Here is a 17,669-nt window from a genome sequence, read left to right on the forward strand (position 1 = left end):
GACGGAACAGGCGAAGAGGAAGCGCCGATCCCGTCGGGGGAGCGTTGCGGCCGCGCTGGCCGGGGGTGGAGCGACGCCGCCAGGGGGGCATAGCGGCGCCGCTCCGGTCCCGCGCGGAAGCCATCGGCCGTAGGGGCCTTGGCGAACAGACCTCCGGAATGGACGGCTGTCTCGCGCGGAACAGGGGGAAAGCGACCCACTCATGGCACCGGTATCCCGGCGCAGCAGATCACCTTTTCGAAGAGCATGAACTGGGCGTTGTCCTTGCCCGGCGCATGCTTGGCCGAAGACCAGAGCGAGCCGGGGCGGCCGATGTTGACGCACTTGCCGCCCTTCACCGGCTCCATGATCTGGAGCTTGTAGCGGGACTTGGTCCAGACGGGCTGCGGCACGAAAGAGCAGCCGTCCTCAGAGCTGATCGTGAGCGCGCCGAGGCGCCCCATCATGAAGACACCGCGCGCTGCGAGCCCCGCCCAGGCCTCGACGCTGTCGTCGAAATGGATGTCGCCGGCGATCGGATAGGTCGCGCCCCACGAGCCCATGCACCAGAACAGGGGGTCGATCACCTTGCCCGCAGCTGCCGCGGCGCTATCGCCCATGCAGGCGAGACCGGCGGCGGGATTCCCGAAAAGAATGCCCTCTGGCTGGATGATCGCGCCGAGCGTCCCCGACTGCCAGGTCGGCAGCACCTCGGTGATCATGGCGACGTCGAACCCGTCATTCTCGAGGCACGGCAGGTCGGTGAACATGTCGAGCATCGCCCAGACCGGCGAGATGTAATAGTGCACCTGCGCGAACATCTTGCGGGTGTTGGTGCCGTCCGAAATGGATGACTGGCTCCCTTGCAGCTTGCCGCCGGTCGGCAGCAGGTCGGCGCCGAGCGCCATCATGCAGCCGGGTTCGGTCACGACATCGACCATCCGGTTCGGCGACCAGTAGGAGACCTTGACCCCGAACCAGAACTGGAGACCTTTGCGGCAGGCGCACAGCGGCTTGGACGAGGATTGTGCGTCGAGCGTCTTATCGAGCTTGTCGAAACTCCCGACCCGAATGCCGCCGACCGTGATCGGAAAGATGCAGGTCCAGCGCACCTTGGTGATCGGGTTGAAGACGGTGCCCGCCTCGCATTTCGAGGCGTGGGCCCGGCTCGGCCAGGCGAGCGTCATCAGAAGGCCGATGACGAGTCCGGTGACGAGGAAGGGAACGCGCCCGATCATCGCGTCGCCCCGTTCGCGGCCGTCGCGGCAGTCCGGCTTTTCGGACCAAATTCGGTGAGGACGAGCCGCGTGCCGGACTGCTCGACGATAACCGGCGCGACGGTGAGCCCCAGACGCTGCTTGACCCGCTCCTCCAGAATATAGATCGCCCGGCCGGTCTTTTCGCGCAGATCGATCGCGTCGCCATTCTGTGCCCCAAGCGCCGACAGCAGGATGAAGTCACTCGCTCGAGCATTGCGAAGCGCCCAGGCAAGGTCGCGCGGATGCACGACGACAAGGCGTTGCGGCAGCCTCACATAGGTCAGCGGGTTGAAGGTGAAGCCCTTCGGGTAGAGCGTCTTGCCGCCCGGGAGCGTGATGTCGAAGTCGAGCGTGTAGAAGGGGACGACACTGCGGACGCGATCGGCGCCGGCGACACCGAGCGGGGCCGCCTTGAGCGCGCTCCATTTGTCGCGCGGGCCGAACGCCTTGCTCATGTCGCTCGGCAGAGCCACGACCTTGGCCTCGATCTCGGCAAGGGCATCGGGCTCCGCGATCGGCCAGGTCCGTCCAATTGTGCTGCGCGATTGGGCGCCGCCGCCGAATGGTGGGGTCGCGGCGAATGCCGCAGCGACGGCCAGCGCATTACCCGTCAGGAACACAAGGAGGATCGGCCCGCGACGGACCCGTCGCAACAGATCAGCGGCCATGGCGTTGCCTCCAATGCCCCTCGGGAGGCTCGGGAACGCCGACAAGAGCGGCGACGAATGCGCAAAGCGCGAGCGGGGTCAGAACCCAGATCAGCGTGCCGGCATCGCGGGTGAGCGACGGCGACATCAGCAAGAGCGCGCTCTGGACAGCCAAGAGCAGGAAGCCGCTGATGGTGAGCCGGACTGCCGATTGCGAGGGCGTGGAAGAGATAAGCCCATTCATCGCCGTCTCCACCGGCGCAGACGGCTCATCAGCTTCGCGGTGCCCGCTGAGAGGCTCAGCAGCAGGAGGCCAGTCGCGAGGCAGGATGCGGCGACGATGAGCGAAGCGCGCAGTACCAACATGGTCGGCTGCTTGAGGAACAACCCGGCGACGAGCACCAGCAGTCCCATCATTGCGGTCTCGATCATCACGAGCCGGAAGCGCCACTGGAACGACTCCGCTTCGAACCGCTCGGCAAGTCGTTGCTCGACAATGATTTCGATGGCCTCGTTGTCGGACCAGTTGAGCGGAAGCTGATCGGGGTGCGGCCTATAGCGTGTCATGGCGATCACGCTCCCACGAGGCCGGACGCGGCGGGCGCACCCAGGATCTGCGAGGGCTCGACGCCGGCGAGGCGGCAGATCGCCTCGAGCGGCGAAAGCCCCTGGCGTAACAGCGCCTCGAAGGCGGCCACCTCGTCTGGCGCGGACGTGTTGATCCAGTAGGAGAAAGGATCGACCACGAGCCGCGCGATGCCGAGGCCAAGCGGGGAGTCGATGAACACCTCGCTGTAATTGGGCTTCGAGTTGCGGACCGACTTCAGGAGATCGAGGACGAAGCCCGAATAGTCGAGGATCTTGTTGTCGACCGCGCGGTCATAGGTAGAGCCCTGTAGCAGGAACCGCGTCGCGGCATTTTCAAGGATCACCTGACCCGTGCCACCGAACAGCGTGAGATCGTTCATCGACTGCAGCACGATGCCGAACGAACCACGATACTTGCGCGCGCGTCGGTAGCCCTGGCCGAAGGCCTCGGCGAGGCGCGACAGATCCTGCCCATCTGTCCGGGTCATGAACTGCGCGGCTTCGTCGCACAGCACAAAGCGGGGTCGGTCGCGGGCGGACAGATAGAGTTCCTGCGTGACCGCGTTCACCACCACCATGACGATGACGTTGAAAAGGTCCGGCATCGCCTTCAGACGCTCGAGTTCGAGCACCACGAATTCGTCATTGCGGATGTCGAGGGTGGAGGGCCCGTTGAAATAATGTCCGTAGGCGCCGCCCGAGCCAAAATCCCGCAGATTGAAAGCCAGTTCGCGCGACGTCGGGACGAGATGCTCAACGCGGTCGAGTTCGGTCTCGACGAGTGAGGGATAGGTGCCGAGCCACTCACGCACCGCATCGATGCCATGATCGGTGCAGCCAGTATCGATCGTCCATTGGACAGCGGACTTGAGGAGGTTCCATTCCGATGTGGTGACGCCCTTGCGGGTCGCGGCGTTCGCCATTTCGGCCACGATCGCCACCGCCATGGTGATGGCCGACTGCTTGTCGTCGCCGTCGAGCGCCAGCCCCATATCGAAGGGGTTGAGCACCAGATGCTCCTCGCCAATGTCGATATAGCGGCCCGAGCAGAGCGTGCAGAGTTTCCGGTAGCTCCCGCCGATATCGATGATCCGGATCAGCGCCCCATTGGCGTAATATTGCTGGCACAGATTGTTGAGGAGGAAGCTCTTGCCAGCCCCACTCTCGGCCGAAACGATGAAGTTGTAGTTGTTGATCCTGGGGTCGAAGAGATCGAGGGTGATAAGCTGGCCCTTGCGGCCCGTATAGAGAAGCGCCGGGCGCCCGCCGCCGCGGAAGTCCGTCTGGATCGGCGCCATCAGCACCGCCGCCTTGACCGGCATGCGGAAGTCCCGTTCGAGCAGGCGTAGCGTGGTTCGGTCGGGGTAGAGCCCGAACGGCAGGCTCATCACCAGCAGGGTCGGGTTGAGATAGCTCTCTTCCTGCATCGAGAAGGGCAGGGGCTCGCCTTCCCACAGGCGCTTGGCCCGTGCGGCAAGATCGCGGGCATGCGCGCGGTCGCGGCCGAACACCCAGATCGTCGGGATCACGCGGACAAATTTGCTATTGCCCGCCTCGTCCAGGATCCAGCCGATCTCCTCGATCTGCTTGCCGACCTCCACGGCGAACGAGCCCGCGGCCTTCTGCGCCGAGAGTATCTGCGCACGCTTGTGGATCTCGAACTGCGAATGATCGAACAGGATGTTGAGCGTGTAAAGGAAAGGGCCGCCGATCTGGTCGCTGTCTTCCGACGCGCCGCGCATGCCGCCCATAAGGCGATTGGCGCGCTCGGCTGTGATGCGCCGGGCCGGTGCCTTGGGCGTCAGACAACGAGCGACTTGGTTGCCCAGGAACACCTCCGCGCCTTCAAACACGAGATCCGGACCCGCATCGATGATCTGCTTGGCGATCGGCGGCGCGCCTGTGGTCGTGCCGTCTGCAAAGACGCCCGGCGCCGGATCGGCGACGCCGTTGAAGACGCGCCGGTAGAAGGCGACCATCTCCTCAGGCGGTAACCGGCGGATTCCGAGCTTCGACAATTGCTCCTCGACCTGGCGGCGCAGATCCTCGCCCAGCGGCCGGCGCGTCTTGATCGACAGCAGTGTGCGGAAATTGCGGACCGGGATACCGTGCAAGGCCTTGAGCCCATGCCGCCCTTCGCTGAGATAAGCGTGGGTGTGACGCGCGGAGGCCTGAATGAGCGGATCGTCGCGGGTCTTCAAATCGAGAAAAGCGTCGAGCGCGTCGTCGATCAGCGGGTCCGCGAAGGTGTGGAGCTGCAGGACCGTCCCGTCAGGGAAGTGGATATTGAGCAGCCCCTGCAAAGCGCCCTGGACATGGGCGAACATATAGGCGGTGGGCACCAGCTCCCAGGCATGGCCCCAGGTGTCGTCGATGCAGAGGAACGCCTCGGTCTCCTCTTCCCACGCGACGAGCGGAAGATAGTCCGAAAAGCTGTCGCGCCGCACGGCGTTGCGAAGGCGCGCATAGCTGAGGCCGCTCATGGCTGATGCTCCGGCACCGGCGGCACGATGGCTGGTGCGGGCGAGGAAGCCGGCGCGGGCTCACCATCGGGCGCAGCGGTGTCGCGAACCTGCCCGAGAATTGGTGCCTGAGACGCGCGATCGGGCGCGGCGACAAGGGCGCCGCCCACGACCCAAACGGGCTTGTCGACCACCGAATAGACGTAGCGTGGCATGTAGAGCCGGTCCGGGCGCTGCCGATCGGCATAGGGCAGGATCAGCGTCCGGACGGTCTGCGCGGGCTTGAGCATCGGCGTGACCGGAGCTTCGATCAGACCTTTCAGCTCACGATAGACGCTGTCGCGATAGCTGCCATAGGCGTTGCCCGCGCTTCCGCCCCGCGATCGGGAACCCGCTCGGTCGGCATCCTGCCCGCGCAGCATTGCGCGGTCATTGGTAACCTTGGGGTCAGACTTCGAGGTGACGCCGGCGACCGCGTCCTCATATGCCCGATCGGGATGGATGCATTGGCCGTGGTCGCTGTTCTTGCAGTCGAACTTCTCCGAATAGGGCGACATCATCGAACCGACGGTCGCGCATCCGCCCAAACCCACGAGCAGGCCGAGCGAGAGCAGAGACCGAAACAGAGACTGGTGGACCAGCGCTGGCATGGCGGAACCTCCTGTAAGATGGCGGGCGCGTCGCATCAGAATTTGCCCCCGACCGATGGCTTGATCTCGAGGGCGAGGCCTTCCTGAATGACGACCACGACGTCCTTGGCCGCGCCCACTTCGACCACCGGGCCGGCCTGGCGGGCGAGATCGAGATAGAAATCGGTGAGCTTGTCCGACGACTTGGAGAGCCCGCCGGCAACGCCAGACTTTACGGCGTCGCCCGCGTCGAGACTGCGTACGCTGCCAAGCGCCGAGGTAGAGAGGCTACCGAACGTGCCCTCGACCGACTGCGAAATGCCGGCGATCGTGCCCGCGATGAACGAACGCGCGAGCGTCGCACCGGCGCGCGTCACCACCTTTCCGGAAAGGCCCTTCTTTCCATCGGCATCGACGAAGAAGCCCTTGATCGCCTGGTCGACCACCGCGTGACTCTCGAAATCGACGCACGAGATCGAGACGAGCTGGATTTCGACCCGTTCCTTGGCGAGGCTTCCGGTCGCGTTGCCGATCACGAAGCAGCCGGCGAGATTGGCCTTCACCTCATTCGGGAGCACGGCGGGCGCCTGGACCCGGGCGATGATCGGCTCGGGATTACTGGTCGCGTCCCGGCTTGCCAGCGCGTCGATACCGGTCAGCAGCCGCGCCTTCATGAAACCAGGTGGCAAATAGATCGTCCGCTTCCCTTTTTTTGACGCGGCCCCGCCGCCCGCGCCTCCCTCCGCCGTTTGCGTAGCAGTCGCTGCGCCGATCGCTCCCACCTGACGTTCCGTGGGCGGCGCCGGCGGGGCCGGTGGGGCCGCCGGAGCGCTAGGCGGCGCAGGGATTTCGTCGGCCGCGCCCCTGGCCTCGGGAGGAGCCGGCGGGTAGGCAGGGGCTTCGCCGGGAAGAGCAGGCGGAAGGTCGCCGTCGCCGCCCGCGCTTTGGGCGTGGCCGGTCCCGGCAGCGCCGGGGACCACCTTGCCTTCCTCGATCGCGGTTACCCGATCTCCGAGCAAGGTCTGTCCGTCGAGGATCTTCTGGAGATCACCGCGCAGCTTCACCTCGAGGCTGTCGCCGCGAAGGCCCGCACCCATGTCGAGATTGGAAGCCTGGGGCGCCTTGGGCGCCTCCTTCTGGCCGCTGGTGCTCGCCGTGTAGAGACCGAAGCCAAGCAGTGCGATCGTCGATACGACACCTAGTTGCTTGGCACGCAACTTTTGGTCGGAACTGAGCTTCGACCACTGCGCCGGTAGATCGAGCAGAGCCGGGCGCGGGGTATTCACCGTCCCGTCGACGTCGCCGCCCTTACGAGCTGAGGGGCCAGCCTCTCTGAGGGTTCTCGTCGGGCGCGGTCATGGCTGGACACTCCGGCGCACGACGATCAGCCGAGCGGTCTCATTGGGACCCAAAGTCAGCCGGTCGATCGTGATGGCGAAGATGTCGGCCCCAAGCGCGGTATCGAGGAAGTCGCGTTCGTCGAGCGTGATCGCGACACTGGTGCGAACCAGGTATTCACTGACCGAAAGCCCAGCACCCTCGACCTCGAGACGCCGCCGTTCGCTGAGCGACGCCGTCGGAAGGTCGGCAAGGGCGAGCCTGTCGCGCGAAGGCGCGACCTCGGAGAACGACGCGGGCACCCGGTCCTGCAGGATCGCAAGCGCAATCCCGACTGCCCGCTCTTCCTCCACCAGCGGTCCCAGAAGCGCCTCATTGGCACGCGCACGCTGCGCACCGCCGGGGACCAGCGTCACCGTCTGGGCCGGAATGTCTGCGGGCTCGGCGTAGAGCGGATAGATAGCGCCGTTGCACGAGACGAAGAATTCGGACGGAGTCGTCACATAGGTTCGCGTCTTCGTGCTACCTGGCGCCGCACTCGGATCTTCGGTTTCGAGGACGAGGAACTTGATCCAGGCGTCCGATCCACCGCGCTCTACCGCGAGGCCCTTCTCGGCCGAGAATTTGACGTCGTCGATATCGCCGCCGACGCACACGACATGATTGACGTCGCGATTGGAGAGCCGGACGCGGCTCGTCTGGTCGGGAAGCGCCGCGATCGATTGGGCGAAGGCGGGGACGGAAGTGGGCAGGGACGCGACGAACGCGCCCGCGAGGCAAGCGAGCCTCATGCGGTTACCGGACATCGGCACTGAAGTTCTCCTCCTGGAGGGCGGTCAGCCAGAAGCGGCCGTTCTCGAGCGCGTAGCGAATGCGCAGATTTCCGCGGAATTTGCGGATCACGCCGCCGATCACGCGGACCTTTTCGACAGGGACAAGGATTTCGCTGCCCGTCCAGGTGACGGGCTGGTCGCCGCGGATATAGGTCGCGATCGAGAGCGTCGGATTGTTGCCGAGCTCGTCGAGCAGTCGGTTCAGGCTGTCCCGCAGGCCGTTGTACGCGCTGGGATGCGCGATCCGCAGCAGCTCCTGGAACTGCCGGTCCGCCGAATAAGCGGAATAGGTGCCGGCGAGACCGACGATGTTGAAGGTAATCGAGCGGAGATAACTCTCCGACGGCTTGTTCCCCGTCACATAGAGGTCGCCGTCCGCGCCGAAGGGCACGACCACGGTGCGCGTGTTCTGGTTCGAGGCATAGATGAGAGTGCCGAGCACCGCCGTGATACCGAACAAGCCGGCGATCGCCACCTTGAGCAGCCGATTCTCTTCGAACAGGTTGGCCGATCCCTGCAAATAGCGATGCAGGTGCCAGCTCGGGCGAGTGTCGCCGATCATGTCGGCCGCTGCCTTGCGTCGGAACGGATGTGCCATCTCGCCTACTCGAAGAAGCGGGTCTGGGTGGGACCCGGATAGTTGCGGAAGCGGGCAAGGCCCCAGCGCCAGGCCACGTGCGGGATGAACCCGCGCGGCTTGGTCCGCTTCCAGGGAATGAAGAGGAGAAGAGCGCCGAGGAGCGACCAGCCGATGATCCCGCCGACGATGACCGCGACGAAGATCACGCTCATCACGACGATGAACTCCTGACTGTCGAACCAGAGGATCTGGACCGGCCGGTGCAGGAACTGCGGAAGTCGTTCGTCCACGCCCTTCTCCCTTGCTTCACCACGCTGCTGAGCGTGGTCATCGGAAGGCGACCATCACCTTCCGTTCCGGGGACGGGCGCCAGCGGACCGGCCACCCGTCCTGTCTTCAGATCAGCATGCCGAAGGTCTGGAGGATCGAATCCGCCTTGATGAGGCAGACCGCCGCCACGATCGTCGGGATGCCGATCATGATGTTCGAGAAGAGCCGCGAGACGCCGAACAGGAAGGCGGCGACGCCGCCCACGAAGCCGAGCGGTCCCTTCACGCCCTGGTTCACGACGATGTCGTAGATGTCGTAACCAAGGTCGCCAGCGGCCGGCGCCTGGAAGGCGTAGGCGACGCTCGTGCCAGCGATCGCGGCCAGAAGGAAAAGGACGGCCGCGTCGATCGTGCGGAATGTCCTTCCCCGAAGCAAAGTGAGCATATTCAGTCTCCTTATGGTCACCAGAGCCGTCCAGATCATGCTTGCCGGTACCGATCGGTGGTCGTGTCCGGCCGGCGGCTTCGCTGGACGGCCCCTGGAGGCGCGCTGCCGCCGGCATCCCGGTCCTCGCTGGCACGGCGACCGCCGCGCTCGTGCGAGATCCGCCAAAGTCATGGGGCCGACCCTTCAGGGGGTTGGCTTGGGTTTCCGGCTTTCGGTCTCGAGAAAGGCTTCGAGTTCGGCCTGCTGGAAACCCGAAACGAGCTTGCCATCGACGAAGAGCGTCGGCGTGCCCGAGACGCCCATCTTACGGACCGTCTCGGCATCGCGGGCAACCTTCTCGGCGCCGGGACGGCATTTGTGCAGCGTGGGAGGCTCCGCACCGGAGTAGAGGGATTTGAAGGCCGCCTGCTGGTCTGGGGAGCATAGGATATGCTCGGCTTTTGCTGCCGCCTGCGGGTGAATGCCGCTCACGAAGTAGACGAGACGCTGGACCGGCTTCCCCTCGGCTTCCTTCGCCAGCCAGAAGCGTTCGAGCGCCTGGCAATAGGGACAGTCGGGATCGGTAAACTCGATGACCTTGGGTGCACCCGCAGGCCCTATCACGAGGGCGTCGGCGGGATCGATTGCCCTGAGGCGCGTCCTGGCGCCCGCATCCTGTGCCAGCGCGGTAAGATTGACCCCGTTCTTGTCGTAGATCGCGGCGAACAGGAGATGCTGGCTCTCCGGCGCGAAATAGATGACTCGTCCACCGGCAATAGCCTGATATATTGGCCCGCTGACAGGCGCCGGACCGAAGTCCTCGAAGGTCAGATTGGTGAAGGTCTGGCGCAATTGACGCTGAGCCTCCGCGGCCGCCGCCGTGAGCGGCTCGGCGCTGCTGTCTTGGGCATGGGCGGGGGCCGATGCGCAAAGTAGCGCAGCCAGGAACAGTTTACCGCTGCGCGACATCGGAGGACTCCGGACGAACGAGGGAGGTGCGCGCGAAAATTCGCCTGTCGAGAGTTAGCGAGTTTCCGAGTTTGATCACCGCGGGCAGAGCCGCCGGTACCGCCGCAGGGGGAGGCGGGACAGTGCTGGCCCTTTCGAGGATCGAGAAGCCGGCCCCGCTCTGGACGACCGCGAGCTGGGCGGTACGGGCGCAGGGGTAGCCTTCCGCGTCGGGACGGTAGGTCTGGGCGCTGGCCGGATTGGCGCCGATGGCCAGCAGAAGTGCTCCTGCAAGCATGGCGGGGGAGCATGGAAAGTCCATGGCACGCGTCTCCTCGTGGCGCCGAAGGGCGCTCGGGTGTGGGGTTTGGATAGTCCGGACTGCGGAGCTGGAACCTAGGCTCGCCGACTCCGATCCGGTGCGTCTGAAGCAATGACCATCATGAAAGTCCGACGCAATAGGCAGGGCACTGAAGTGCCGAAGCGGCGAAACAAAGCATAAGAGGAGCAGATTTGCTCAATGGAGATGACAAGCGCGGCAAAGAACAGGTTTCGGCACAAGCGGCACTATAATGCCGCTTGTGCCTCGCTTCGTCGTGGAAATGTACCGGTTCGGGAACGCGAACGGGTGCTTGAGCGCTAGTTTTGGCATGGGAAGAAGTGATGGGTCGAGCTCGACGCAGCTTTAAGCTCCGGCTTTCACCGGCGGGACTGGACGTTCTGATCGATTCCCATTGCCACCTGATTCGCGTCACGCGGTCGCTTATCGCCTGGGGAACCACCCTCCACGTCGCGATCGAGTATCTGAACAGCATGCCGACCGATGAGATCATCAATCAACTGAGCGGGCAGGAAGTGAGTTGGCTTGGGGGAGGACAGGAGCACCACGTCGGAGCCTCTTACCAGCTCTGGGACATCGCGAACAGCATCACCGAGCGCATCCAGCACGACGCGCCTGAGGTGAAGCAACCCACTCTGGGCACAATCTACATTGTGGCACTCCTGCAGGTCACAAAAGCGGACCACGGTGCATTGCTGCGCGCTTTTGATCGCGCCCTGCAATCGGGAGCAAGAACACCGGCCTCACGGGATGCCAATGATCTTGTTGGGTAAATCCCGACAACTTGGCCGAGGTTCCCAATTGACAGTGGTGGTAAGTACACCTTAGCCTCAAACCAATGGAATTGCCTTGGCGGGCGGTATCTCCCGTAAGGAGACACGGATATGTCGCATCAATTGGCGACTTCCGTTGCTGAAAGCCCGATCCTGTATGTCAAGGTACTGTCAGGGCGGCAAATAGAAGAGGCACGGAAGAAGCGGCGCCTGACGCAGCGCGATCTGGCGCGGGAGCTCGGCATGGGCGTGCGCTGGCTTCGCGAGATCGAAGCCGGTAACCCACGCTCTCGGCTGGATGACCATCTGGCTTGCGCCTATCGGCTAGGGCTGTCGACGGGCCATATCCTCATCCCGCTGCTCTTCGCGGGGCAGAAGATGTGCTTTCCGCGGCAGCTCGCGATGGGCGACCTCAGCGATCTCGAACGACTGTGCATTGAGATGATTGCGCAGCGAAATCTGGATCATCTGACACAGGCTCTCACCCCGGCGTGGACGAGTCCTCCGGTCTCGGCAGGAGCGGGGCTATGATGTCGGCAATGGACCCTCCATTGCAGGAGCGTGTCTATCTCGGGCTGAAGGCCGACTATTTAGCCGGCCACTTCGTCCCGGGCAAACGGATCGATATCCAGGACCTCGCCAACCGGCATCGTTCCAGCAAGACCCCAGTTCGCGAGGCCGCCTTCATCTTCGTTGGCGAGGGCCTCTTCATGCACCATACAGATGGAGGATTCCTGGTTCCGATTCCGGAGCCTCTTGAACTCATAGAGCTTCTCAGGTGGCATATGCAGCTGATAATGGCCTGTATGTCCGGTCTGAGAGAACCTGCGCTGCGACGTGCGCTTCAGCAATGTTCGACTGTGGCTAAGGATGCCTCCGCAGTGGATTTAGCATCGCAGGCAATGGAGATTTTCACATCGTTGGCCGATGCAACGGGAAATAACCAAGCATCAGTCCATGTCCGGCGGTTGAATGAACGGCTCCACTATTCAAGAATCGCAGATGCCGGCGAACCTACGACAGCTGAAAGGGAACTTTCGGCTCTCACCAGTCCCCGGGTCGCAGACCTTCGAAAAGCTCTGCGAAGGAGAATTGAAGCGTATCACGTGAGGAAAATTTGTCGTCAAGAGGAGATCATCCAGTTCAGTAAGGGCGATGCCGTAACGCAATAATCTCAATGATTTAATTGGAAAACGCGTCCCGTACCTTTTAGCGAACAGCCTTTCTACTGCCTGTTCGCGGATATTACGACAGATTGACGCGATATATTCGCGCCATCCGAGATCAGAACGGCACTACTCTACGCTGCCGCCATTCCCGCGGCAGTAGATGAGGAGTGTGTCATGGAACGGAACGACGATCACAACAGCGATTCGCTGATCGATCTCGGCTCGGTCGTCGAGGAAACCAAGGGTGGTGCCATGAGCGGCCAGGATGGCTTCCTTCAGCGCCAGGCCACCGGCATCGGCCTCGAGGACGACTGAAATCGATGGCGCGCGCCGTCGTGCGCGCGCCATTACTAACGGGATTGTTCTCATGCGCTACACGCTGAGGGAGGGGCTCTACCATTGCCTCGCCGGACCCAACGTCATCTTTCTCGACGTGTCAAGAAACCGCTACTTTGCTCTACCGGCGCCGTGCGAGGAGGCGTTTCGACGCTTGGTCGCTCAACAAGGTGAGAGTTTTCCGGAAGTGAGCGACGGCCTGTCGACGCTCATCGCTGCAGGGCATCTGGTGGAAAAGCCATCGCCGGGAAGATGCTTCCACGACATCAAGATAGGACCGCCCAGAGCTGATTTTGCGGGCCGCCGGAAACCCGCCTTTCATTTTTTCGACGTGCTTCTCGCAATGTACTGGGAAGCCATCACATCGTTCAGATTGCGTATCCTCCCTCTATCGGCAGTGCTTGATCAAGCGAACAGATCCGGGCGCGGTAAAGCGCCCTCGCAGGATAGGATCGAAGGACTAATTCTCTCCATGCTGTGGGCATTCGACTGCACCGCGTTCGCGTTCGGCCGAGCAAATAGGTGCCTTGCCAGGTCGCTGGCAATGTTCTCACTGTGCCGGTCAAAGGGCCTAGAGGTCCAACTGGTCATTGGCGTCCGTTCACCGCCCTTCGCGGCTCACGCATGGGTGCAATACGATGACACAGTACTGAACGACACTCTCGAGCAGACTCAATATTATTCGCCGATAATGGTGGTCGGATGAGCCTTGCCTATCTCGCCATCTTGAGGCCTCGCGGCTCGGCTGCTCATCAAGGGCAAGGGCGCACCTCACATTCAAGTATACGCTGGCTGGACATCTCGCGGAACATATCGATCGCCACCGACGTACCGCACATGCTCACTATATTCCCTGGCGGCACAGGATTTTTGTTCGGGACCCTGTTTCATCGGCACGGTCCGGCGGACCCAGTCGATGGGCTTCCTCCTGACGAGATTGAGACGATCCGGGCAACGCGGGGACAACACCTGATTGATCGGTACTGGGGACGATACATCGCGGTGATCCAAGCGGAACGCGGCCACTACGTCCTTAGGGATCCGTCCGGCGCGTTACCCTGCTACTTTGCAGTTTCGCGCGACACCTTAGCGCTATCGTCTGATCCGTCGCTGCTGGTCGACGGAGGGGTAGAGCAGCCCGACATCGATTATTCGGGGGTCGCGCGCGCGCTTCTGCTTGCCGGCTTGCCTGAGGAGGAAACGGCGCTCACGGGGGTACAGGAACTGCTTCCGGGCACTTGCCTGCTTTTCGACGGGGCGGACCTCTCTACGAAGATTCGGTGGAACCCTTGGGATTTCACCAGCGAACCGGACCGAACAATCGAGGAGCAGGTGGGCCGCCTGCGTCGCGCGACCGAATGCTCCGTTGGTGGCTGGGCGCGTCTATATGGCAAACCGCTCCTCAGTATTTCTGGAGGACTTGACTCGTCGATCGTGGGCGCGTGTCTCAACCGGTTAGGAGGCGACTTCTCCTGCATAACCGTGACGACCGATGATTCACTCGGCGACGAACGGGAATATTCACGGGCTGTCGCTCGCCACCTGCAGAGGCAGCTACTGGAAGAGACCTATGTGCTCGAACATGTCGACCTCGGTAGATCGTCGGTGAGCCATTTACCGAAGCCATTTGGGCGCCTGGATGCGACCGCGTATGATGCAGCTGTCGTTACCGCCGCGGAGAACATTGGTGCTGCGGCCGTATTCACCGGCAATGGCGGTGACAACGTCTTCTTCATGAGCCGTTCGGCGCGTCCACTGGCGGATCGGTACCTGATCGAAGGGCTATCAATGGGCCTCCTGCGAACCATCAGAGATATCCACCTGCTTACAGGCGCCAACGTCGCGCAAGTAATTGGGCAGGGAATGCGAGCTTGGCGCAATGCAGCGGCAGGATATGTGTGGAAGCGTGAGGCAGAGTTTCTATCGAAGGAAGCGGTCGAAACCGCCAGCCGCCGGCCCATTCATCACCCTTGGCTAAAACTACCCGAGGGACGCTCGCTTCCTGGCAAGGCGGCCCATATCGCGATGCTGTTGCGTATGCATTATTCGCTTGCTGCATACTATGAACGAAATGGAATTCCCTTTGTCCACCCGCTGGCCTCGCAGCCGCTCCTAGAATGTTGTTTGCAGATTTCCACGTGGCAACAGTGTGATCGTGGTTTTGACAGATCTGTCGCCCGCAGAGCTTTTGCACATGCGCTCCCCGATTCCATTATCGAGCGGCGAGTCAAAGGCAGCCCGCAGGGGTTTAGCTTTCAGATCTTTAGCCGATTTCGCGATGAAATACGGCAACGCCTGCTAGACGGATTTCTGAGTAACAATGGCGTGCTAGAAAAAGCTCAGATTGAGAAAATGTTCATGCGCGGACGCCCAATCAGCGGTAATGAAATCACGCGCTTGTTGATGCTGGTCGATACTGAAGCCTGGGTTCAACACTGGCGGGCGACTGGAAATACAGAGCCGAATAGCCGGCGGGCGGCTATAATCGGCTTCGGCGAGCGCGTGGCGTGAGACGACTTGAATTGTGCGAAACAAGGAGCCGACTATAGCAGCCTGTGGCGGGAAAGGATCAATCGGGCGCTCCGTCCTGCCATTCGCGTGCGTCCCCAATCCCACGAAGCCAATAGTCGAACCAACGTATATTTCGCTCATAGGCCGCCAACCGATGTGCTGGTTGCCACTTGACATGATGCTCGTCCGGAAAGACATATAAGGCTGCTGGTTGATGCGCCTGCTTGAGCGCCATATAGCTGGCGACAGCTCCGCGGAATTCATCGTCTGATTGCTGTATAAGCAGGGGGGTAGAGACTCCTCGGGCATTTGCTACGAGAGAAATATGTGACCAGAAGTCAGATCGATAGTCGATTAGCTGAGGCCAGCCCAGCTGATGAAAAGCGTCGGCACCACTTGGTCCCACTAGAGCATCCTGGAACGGCTCCCAGCAGCAACCACTGACTGAGGCAGCTTTGAAGATATTGCTGTTGATCATCGCGAACTGAACCGTCGACGACCCGTCACTCAGGCCGGTGATGCCGATGTAACGCATGTCGACGATGCCGCGCTCGGCTAAGCTCCTAACGGCAATCTCAACTGCAGAAAGTACGCTGCGTCGATCTCTGAAATCTTCCAGTAGCGTTCGCTCGTTCTCGCCGGCTGTCTTGGCGCTGGAGCCAAGGCGGTTTGAATCGGGGCGCTGAACACTGAGAATGGCATAGCCTCGATTGGCGAATGGTTGGATTGGAAATTCATCTCCAACACCGCCTCTGAGAAAGCCTCTCGACGTGTACTGAACGACGATCAGTGGATAAGTTCGGCCTTTCACATAGCCTGTGGGATAAACGAGGTCACCGAAAGTTTCGATTCCGAAGCGATTGCGCCAGTTGAGACGTTCTACGCGACCCAACGCAAATCTATTAAATTCAGGGTTCGGATCATAAACCAACTCGACTTGGCTTGTATCCGGGTCCAGAAGGATGATGTGCCGCGGCACCGTGGATTGTTCTCGAGCGCAAAGCAATTTTCGACCGAGAGGCTGACAGTCGAGCAACAGATCCGTTGTTGTATATAGGCGTCTAGGCTCGGCTGCCCCTAGCTTCCATTCATAGATTTCGGTTTCACTGTCGCCCCACCCACCGCGACGGATAAAGCGAACGCTGGTATCGTCGCTTGTCCACCACACCGCTGAGGCGCCCGCGCATATTGCCGAGACGCATACCTGTTTTCGTCGGCTCGCGTCCTCAGCGCTGATCTTGCCGCCCGACGAACCTCCGATTTCGCCCGCCTGAGAGGAAGAAGCAGTGCGCCCGTCGCGGGAGACGGCAGTCGGCTCCGCACCCAACTTCTGGATGAAGTTCTCAAGCTCAGAGGTATCGGACGGAGTGGCATCCGCCACGATCCTAGTCGAAAGATCCAGGCTTCGAACCACCCGCCTAGTTGCTGAGAAGGCTTGGGGCCCGTTGGCGAAAAGAGGAACGAACCGAACGTCATACCGATAGCCCTGACGTGCCTCGGCATCCTGAGGTTGGCCGCCAGAATTGACCTTCCCAAGGACAGAATAGATTAGCTCTCGACCGTTTGACTTGAGCGAGAATTCTTCCACATCGTCGGGCTCGCTAGATAGACGCTCGCTCCCCGCGCCGTCTGCTGCGGCGCGCCAGATTTGGGTCGTGCCATTCATCCGTTTGAGGAAATAGACCCAATTTCCATCCCTTGACCACCTCAGAGGGATTCCCGCAGCGTATCCCGTGCTGACTCTCGCGCCACCGACCCCGTCGACGAATTGAAGGATGAATTCCCCACCAGAATCGATCGTCGTCGGGGTCGCCCGAGAACCGATATCGATTACGATGATGCTGGAGTCATATTTGTTAGCAGATGGATCCGCCCTCCTGGTCTGAACCGCAATTTTTCTTCCGTCGGGGGAAAGGCTCAGGAGGTGCAGCCCAGGAGCCGGATAGGTGGGGCCGATGTCTGATAGGCGCGCCAAGTCAAAAGCGGTCAGTGTTGTTGGCTTTGCCGTCTCGGAGACCATAGAGGTGGCCAACGGCGCGCCATTCAGGATCGAAGTTGGCATGAGAGCGCACGCGACGGCGAGCGCTGTTTTCCTGAGATCGGAGCTTGGCATTAGAAGCTCTTGCTGATCGATAGGCTTATGAAGCGCCCCACGCTTGGGAAATTGTTGGAATCATAGTGATAGCCGAGCGAGCTAGTGGTCCGGATATATGGCGGCTTATTGTTGAAGATGTTCAACGCCGATATTGTAAAGCTCATATCGGAAAGAGGGCCCGTGTCAGCACCGGTCTCGTATCGTGCTACTAAGTCCACTGACCTGTATGACCCTACCTCGGTAACCGGCTGTATGCGATCGTCAAGCGATCCACCGATGTAGGAAAATACGCCAGTCAGAGAGAAATTATTGTGTTGCCATTCCATTAGGGACGAGGCGCGCCAATGGGGTTGTCTGTATAGAGTGCCGGCGAGTTGAATCGTCGGCTGACTTGCGCTGAGTTGTTGTTCACTTTTAAGATAACTTGCAGCGCCGTTTGAACCGCGCCGGGTTTGCCGGAGGCTGGTTGGTTTGAGTCACGCCGCC

Annotated in this window: 19 protein-coding genes; 6 read left to right on the plus strand and 13 right to left on the minus strand. The window is 61.7% G+C overall.

Annotated elements, in window-relative coordinates:
• Nucleotides 1-200 precede the first annotated feature (200 nt).
• The 12 genes from ET21_RS0108660 to ET21_RS0108715 all read right to left on the minus strand — a co-directional run bounded on the left by ET21_RS0108660 (nucleotide 201) and on the right by ET21_RS0108715 (nucleotide 9,980).
• Nucleotides 201-1,217 carry a TraU family protein gene (locus tag ET21_RS0108660; RefSeq protein ID WP_030539358.1) on the minus strand — a complete coding sequence of 339 codons (1,017 nt, stop codon included), beginning with the start codon at nucleotides 1,215-1,217 and terminating at the stop codon, nucleotides 201-203.
• Complete coding sequence (locus ET21_RS0108665) at nucleotides 1,214-1,906, minus strand: conjugal transfer protein TraW (RefSeq protein ID WP_030539359.1); 693 nt, start codon at nucleotides 1,904-1,906, stop codon at nucleotides 1,214-1,216. The genes ET21_RS0108660 and ET21_RS0108665 overlap by 4 nt, the downstream gene beginning before the upstream one ends.
• Entirely contained in the window at nucleotides 1,896-2,129 is a 234-nt protein-coding gene (locus ET21_RS0108670; protein ID WP_030539360.1) for a hypothetical protein, read from the minus strand. Before ET21_RS0108670 ends, ET21_RS0108665 begins: the two co-directional genes overlap by 11 nt.
• The gene (locus ET21_RS0108675; RefSeq protein WP_030539361.1) at nucleotides 2,126-2,452 is read right to left on the minus strand and encodes a hypothetical protein; all 327 of its coding nucleotides are present in this window, start codon (nucleotides 2,450-2,452) and stop codon (nucleotides 2,126-2,128) included. Before ET21_RS0108675 ends, ET21_RS0108670 begins: the two co-directional genes overlap by 4 nt.
• 5 nt (nucleotides 2,453-2,457) lie before the next feature.
• Nucleotides 2,458-4,956 (minus strand): TraC family protein, encoded by a 2,499-nt coding sequence (locus tag ET21_RS0108680; RefSeq protein ID WP_030539362.1) that lies wholly within the window; start codon nucleotides 4,954-4,956, stop codon nucleotides 2,458-2,460.
• Nucleotides 4,953-5,585 (minus strand): TraV family lipoprotein, encoded by a 633-nt coding sequence (locus tag ET21_RS0108685; RefSeq protein ID WP_030539363.1) that lies wholly within the window; start codon nucleotides 5,583-5,585, stop codon nucleotides 4,953-4,955. Before ET21_RS0108685 ends, ET21_RS0108680 begins: the two co-directional genes overlap by 4 nt.
• 35 nt (nucleotides 5,586-5,620) lie before the next feature.
• On the minus strand, nucleotides 5,621-6,850 hold the full coding sequence (locus tag ET21_RS0108690) for a TraB/VirB10 family protein (RefSeq protein WP_030539364.1): 1,230 nt from the start codon (nucleotides 6,848-6,850) through the stop codon (nucleotides 5,621-5,623).
• A gap of 69 nt (nucleotides 6,851-6,919) precedes the next feature.
• On the minus strand, nucleotides 6,920-7,708 hold the full coding sequence (locus ET21_RS0108695; protein ID WP_237751526.1) for a type-F conjugative transfer system secretin TraK: 789 nt from the start codon (nucleotides 7,706-7,708) through the stop codon (nucleotides 6,920-6,922).
• Entirely contained in the window at nucleotides 7,698-8,333 is a 636-nt protein-coding gene (locus tag ET21_RS0108700; RefSeq protein WP_030539366.1) for a TraE/TraK family type IV conjugative transfer system protein, read from the minus strand. The genes ET21_RS0108695 and ET21_RS0108700 overlap by 11 nt, the downstream gene beginning before the upstream one ends.
• A gap of 5 nt (nucleotides 8,334-8,338) precedes the next feature.
• Complete coding sequence (locus ET21_RS0108705; RefSeq protein WP_030539367.1) at nucleotides 8,339-8,605, minus strand: type IV conjugative transfer system protein TraL; 267 nt, start codon at nucleotides 8,603-8,605, stop codon at nucleotides 8,339-8,341.
• Nucleotides 8,606-8,711: 106 nt separating this feature from the next.
• Nucleotides 8,712-9,029 carry a hypothetical protein gene (locus ET21_RS0108710; protein ID WP_018250898.1) on the minus strand — a complete coding sequence of 106 codons (318 nt, stop codon included), beginning with the start codon at nucleotides 9,027-9,029 and terminating at the stop codon, nucleotides 8,712-8,714.
• 186 nt (nucleotides 9,030-9,215) lie between these two features.
• On the minus strand, nucleotides 9,216-9,980 hold the full coding sequence (locus tag ET21_RS0108715) for a DsbC family protein (RefSeq protein WP_030539368.1): 765 nt from the start codon (nucleotides 9,978-9,980) through the stop codon (nucleotides 9,216-9,218).
• Between the two features lie 624 nt (nucleotides 9,981-10,604).
• On the opposite strand from ET21_RS0108715, the gene ET21_RS0108725 reads away from it, so the two are divergent.
• From ET21_RS0108725 to ET21_RS0108750, 6 genes are all read left to right on the plus strand, one after another.
• Nucleotides 10,605-11,072: a hypothetical protein gene (locus ET21_RS0108725; RefSeq protein WP_156029058.1), complete on the plus strand. Its 468-nt coding sequence runs from the start codon at nucleotides 10,605-10,607 to the stop codon at nucleotides 11,070-11,072.
• Between the two features lie 111 nt (nucleotides 11,073-11,183).
• Nucleotides 11,184-11,603, plus strand: coding sequence for a helix-turn-helix domain-containing protein (locus ET21_RS0108730; protein WP_030539371.1), 420 nt, complete (start codon nucleotides 11,184-11,186; stop codon nucleotides 11,601-11,603).
• Nucleotides 11,600-12,244 carry a GntR family transcriptional regulator gene (locus tag ET21_RS0108735; protein WP_030539372.1) on the plus strand — a complete coding sequence of 215 codons (645 nt, stop codon included), beginning with the start codon at nucleotides 11,600-11,602 and terminating at the stop codon, nucleotides 12,242-12,244. The genes ET21_RS0108730 and ET21_RS0108735 overlap by 4 nt, the downstream gene beginning before the upstream one ends.
• A 171-nt stretch (nucleotides 12,245-12,415) precedes the next feature.
• Nucleotides 12,416-12,556: a benenodin family lasso peptide gene (locus tag ET21_RS27620; RefSeq protein ID WP_156029061.1), complete on the plus strand. Its 141-nt coding sequence runs from the start codon at nucleotides 12,416-12,418 to the stop codon at nucleotides 12,554-12,556.
• Between the two features lie 52 nt (nucleotides 12,557-12,608).
• The gene (locus ET21_RS0108745) at nucleotides 12,609-13,283 is read left to right on the plus strand and encodes a lasso peptide biosynthesis B2 protein (RefSeq protein ID WP_030539373.1); all 675 of its coding nucleotides are present in this window, start codon (nucleotides 12,609-12,611) and stop codon (nucleotides 13,281-13,283) included.
• Nucleotides 13,280-15,088, plus strand: a complete 1,809-nt coding sequence (locus tag ET21_RS0108750) for an asparagine synthase-related protein (RefSeq protein ID WP_030539374.1) — start codon at nucleotides 13,280-13,282, stop codon at nucleotides 15,086-15,088. Before ET21_RS0108745 ends, ET21_RS0108750 begins: the two co-directional genes overlap by 4 nt.
• A 58-nt stretch (nucleotides 15,089-15,146) precedes the next feature.
• Here ET21_RS0108750 and ET21_RS0108755 read toward each other — a convergent pair whose 3' ends face one another.
• Entirely contained in the window at nucleotides 15,147-17,201 is a 2,055-nt protein-coding gene (locus tag ET21_RS0108755; protein ID WP_051768071.1) for an Atxe2 family lasso peptide isopeptidase, read from the minus strand.
• Between the last annotated feature and the right edge of the window lie 468 nt (nucleotides 17,202-17,669).

Source organism: Sphingobium sp. DC-2 (assembly GCF_000722555.1).
Classification (GTDB): Bacteria; Pseudomonadota; Alphaproteobacteria; order Sphingomonadales; family Sphingomonadaceae; genus Sphingobium; species Sphingobium quisquiliarum.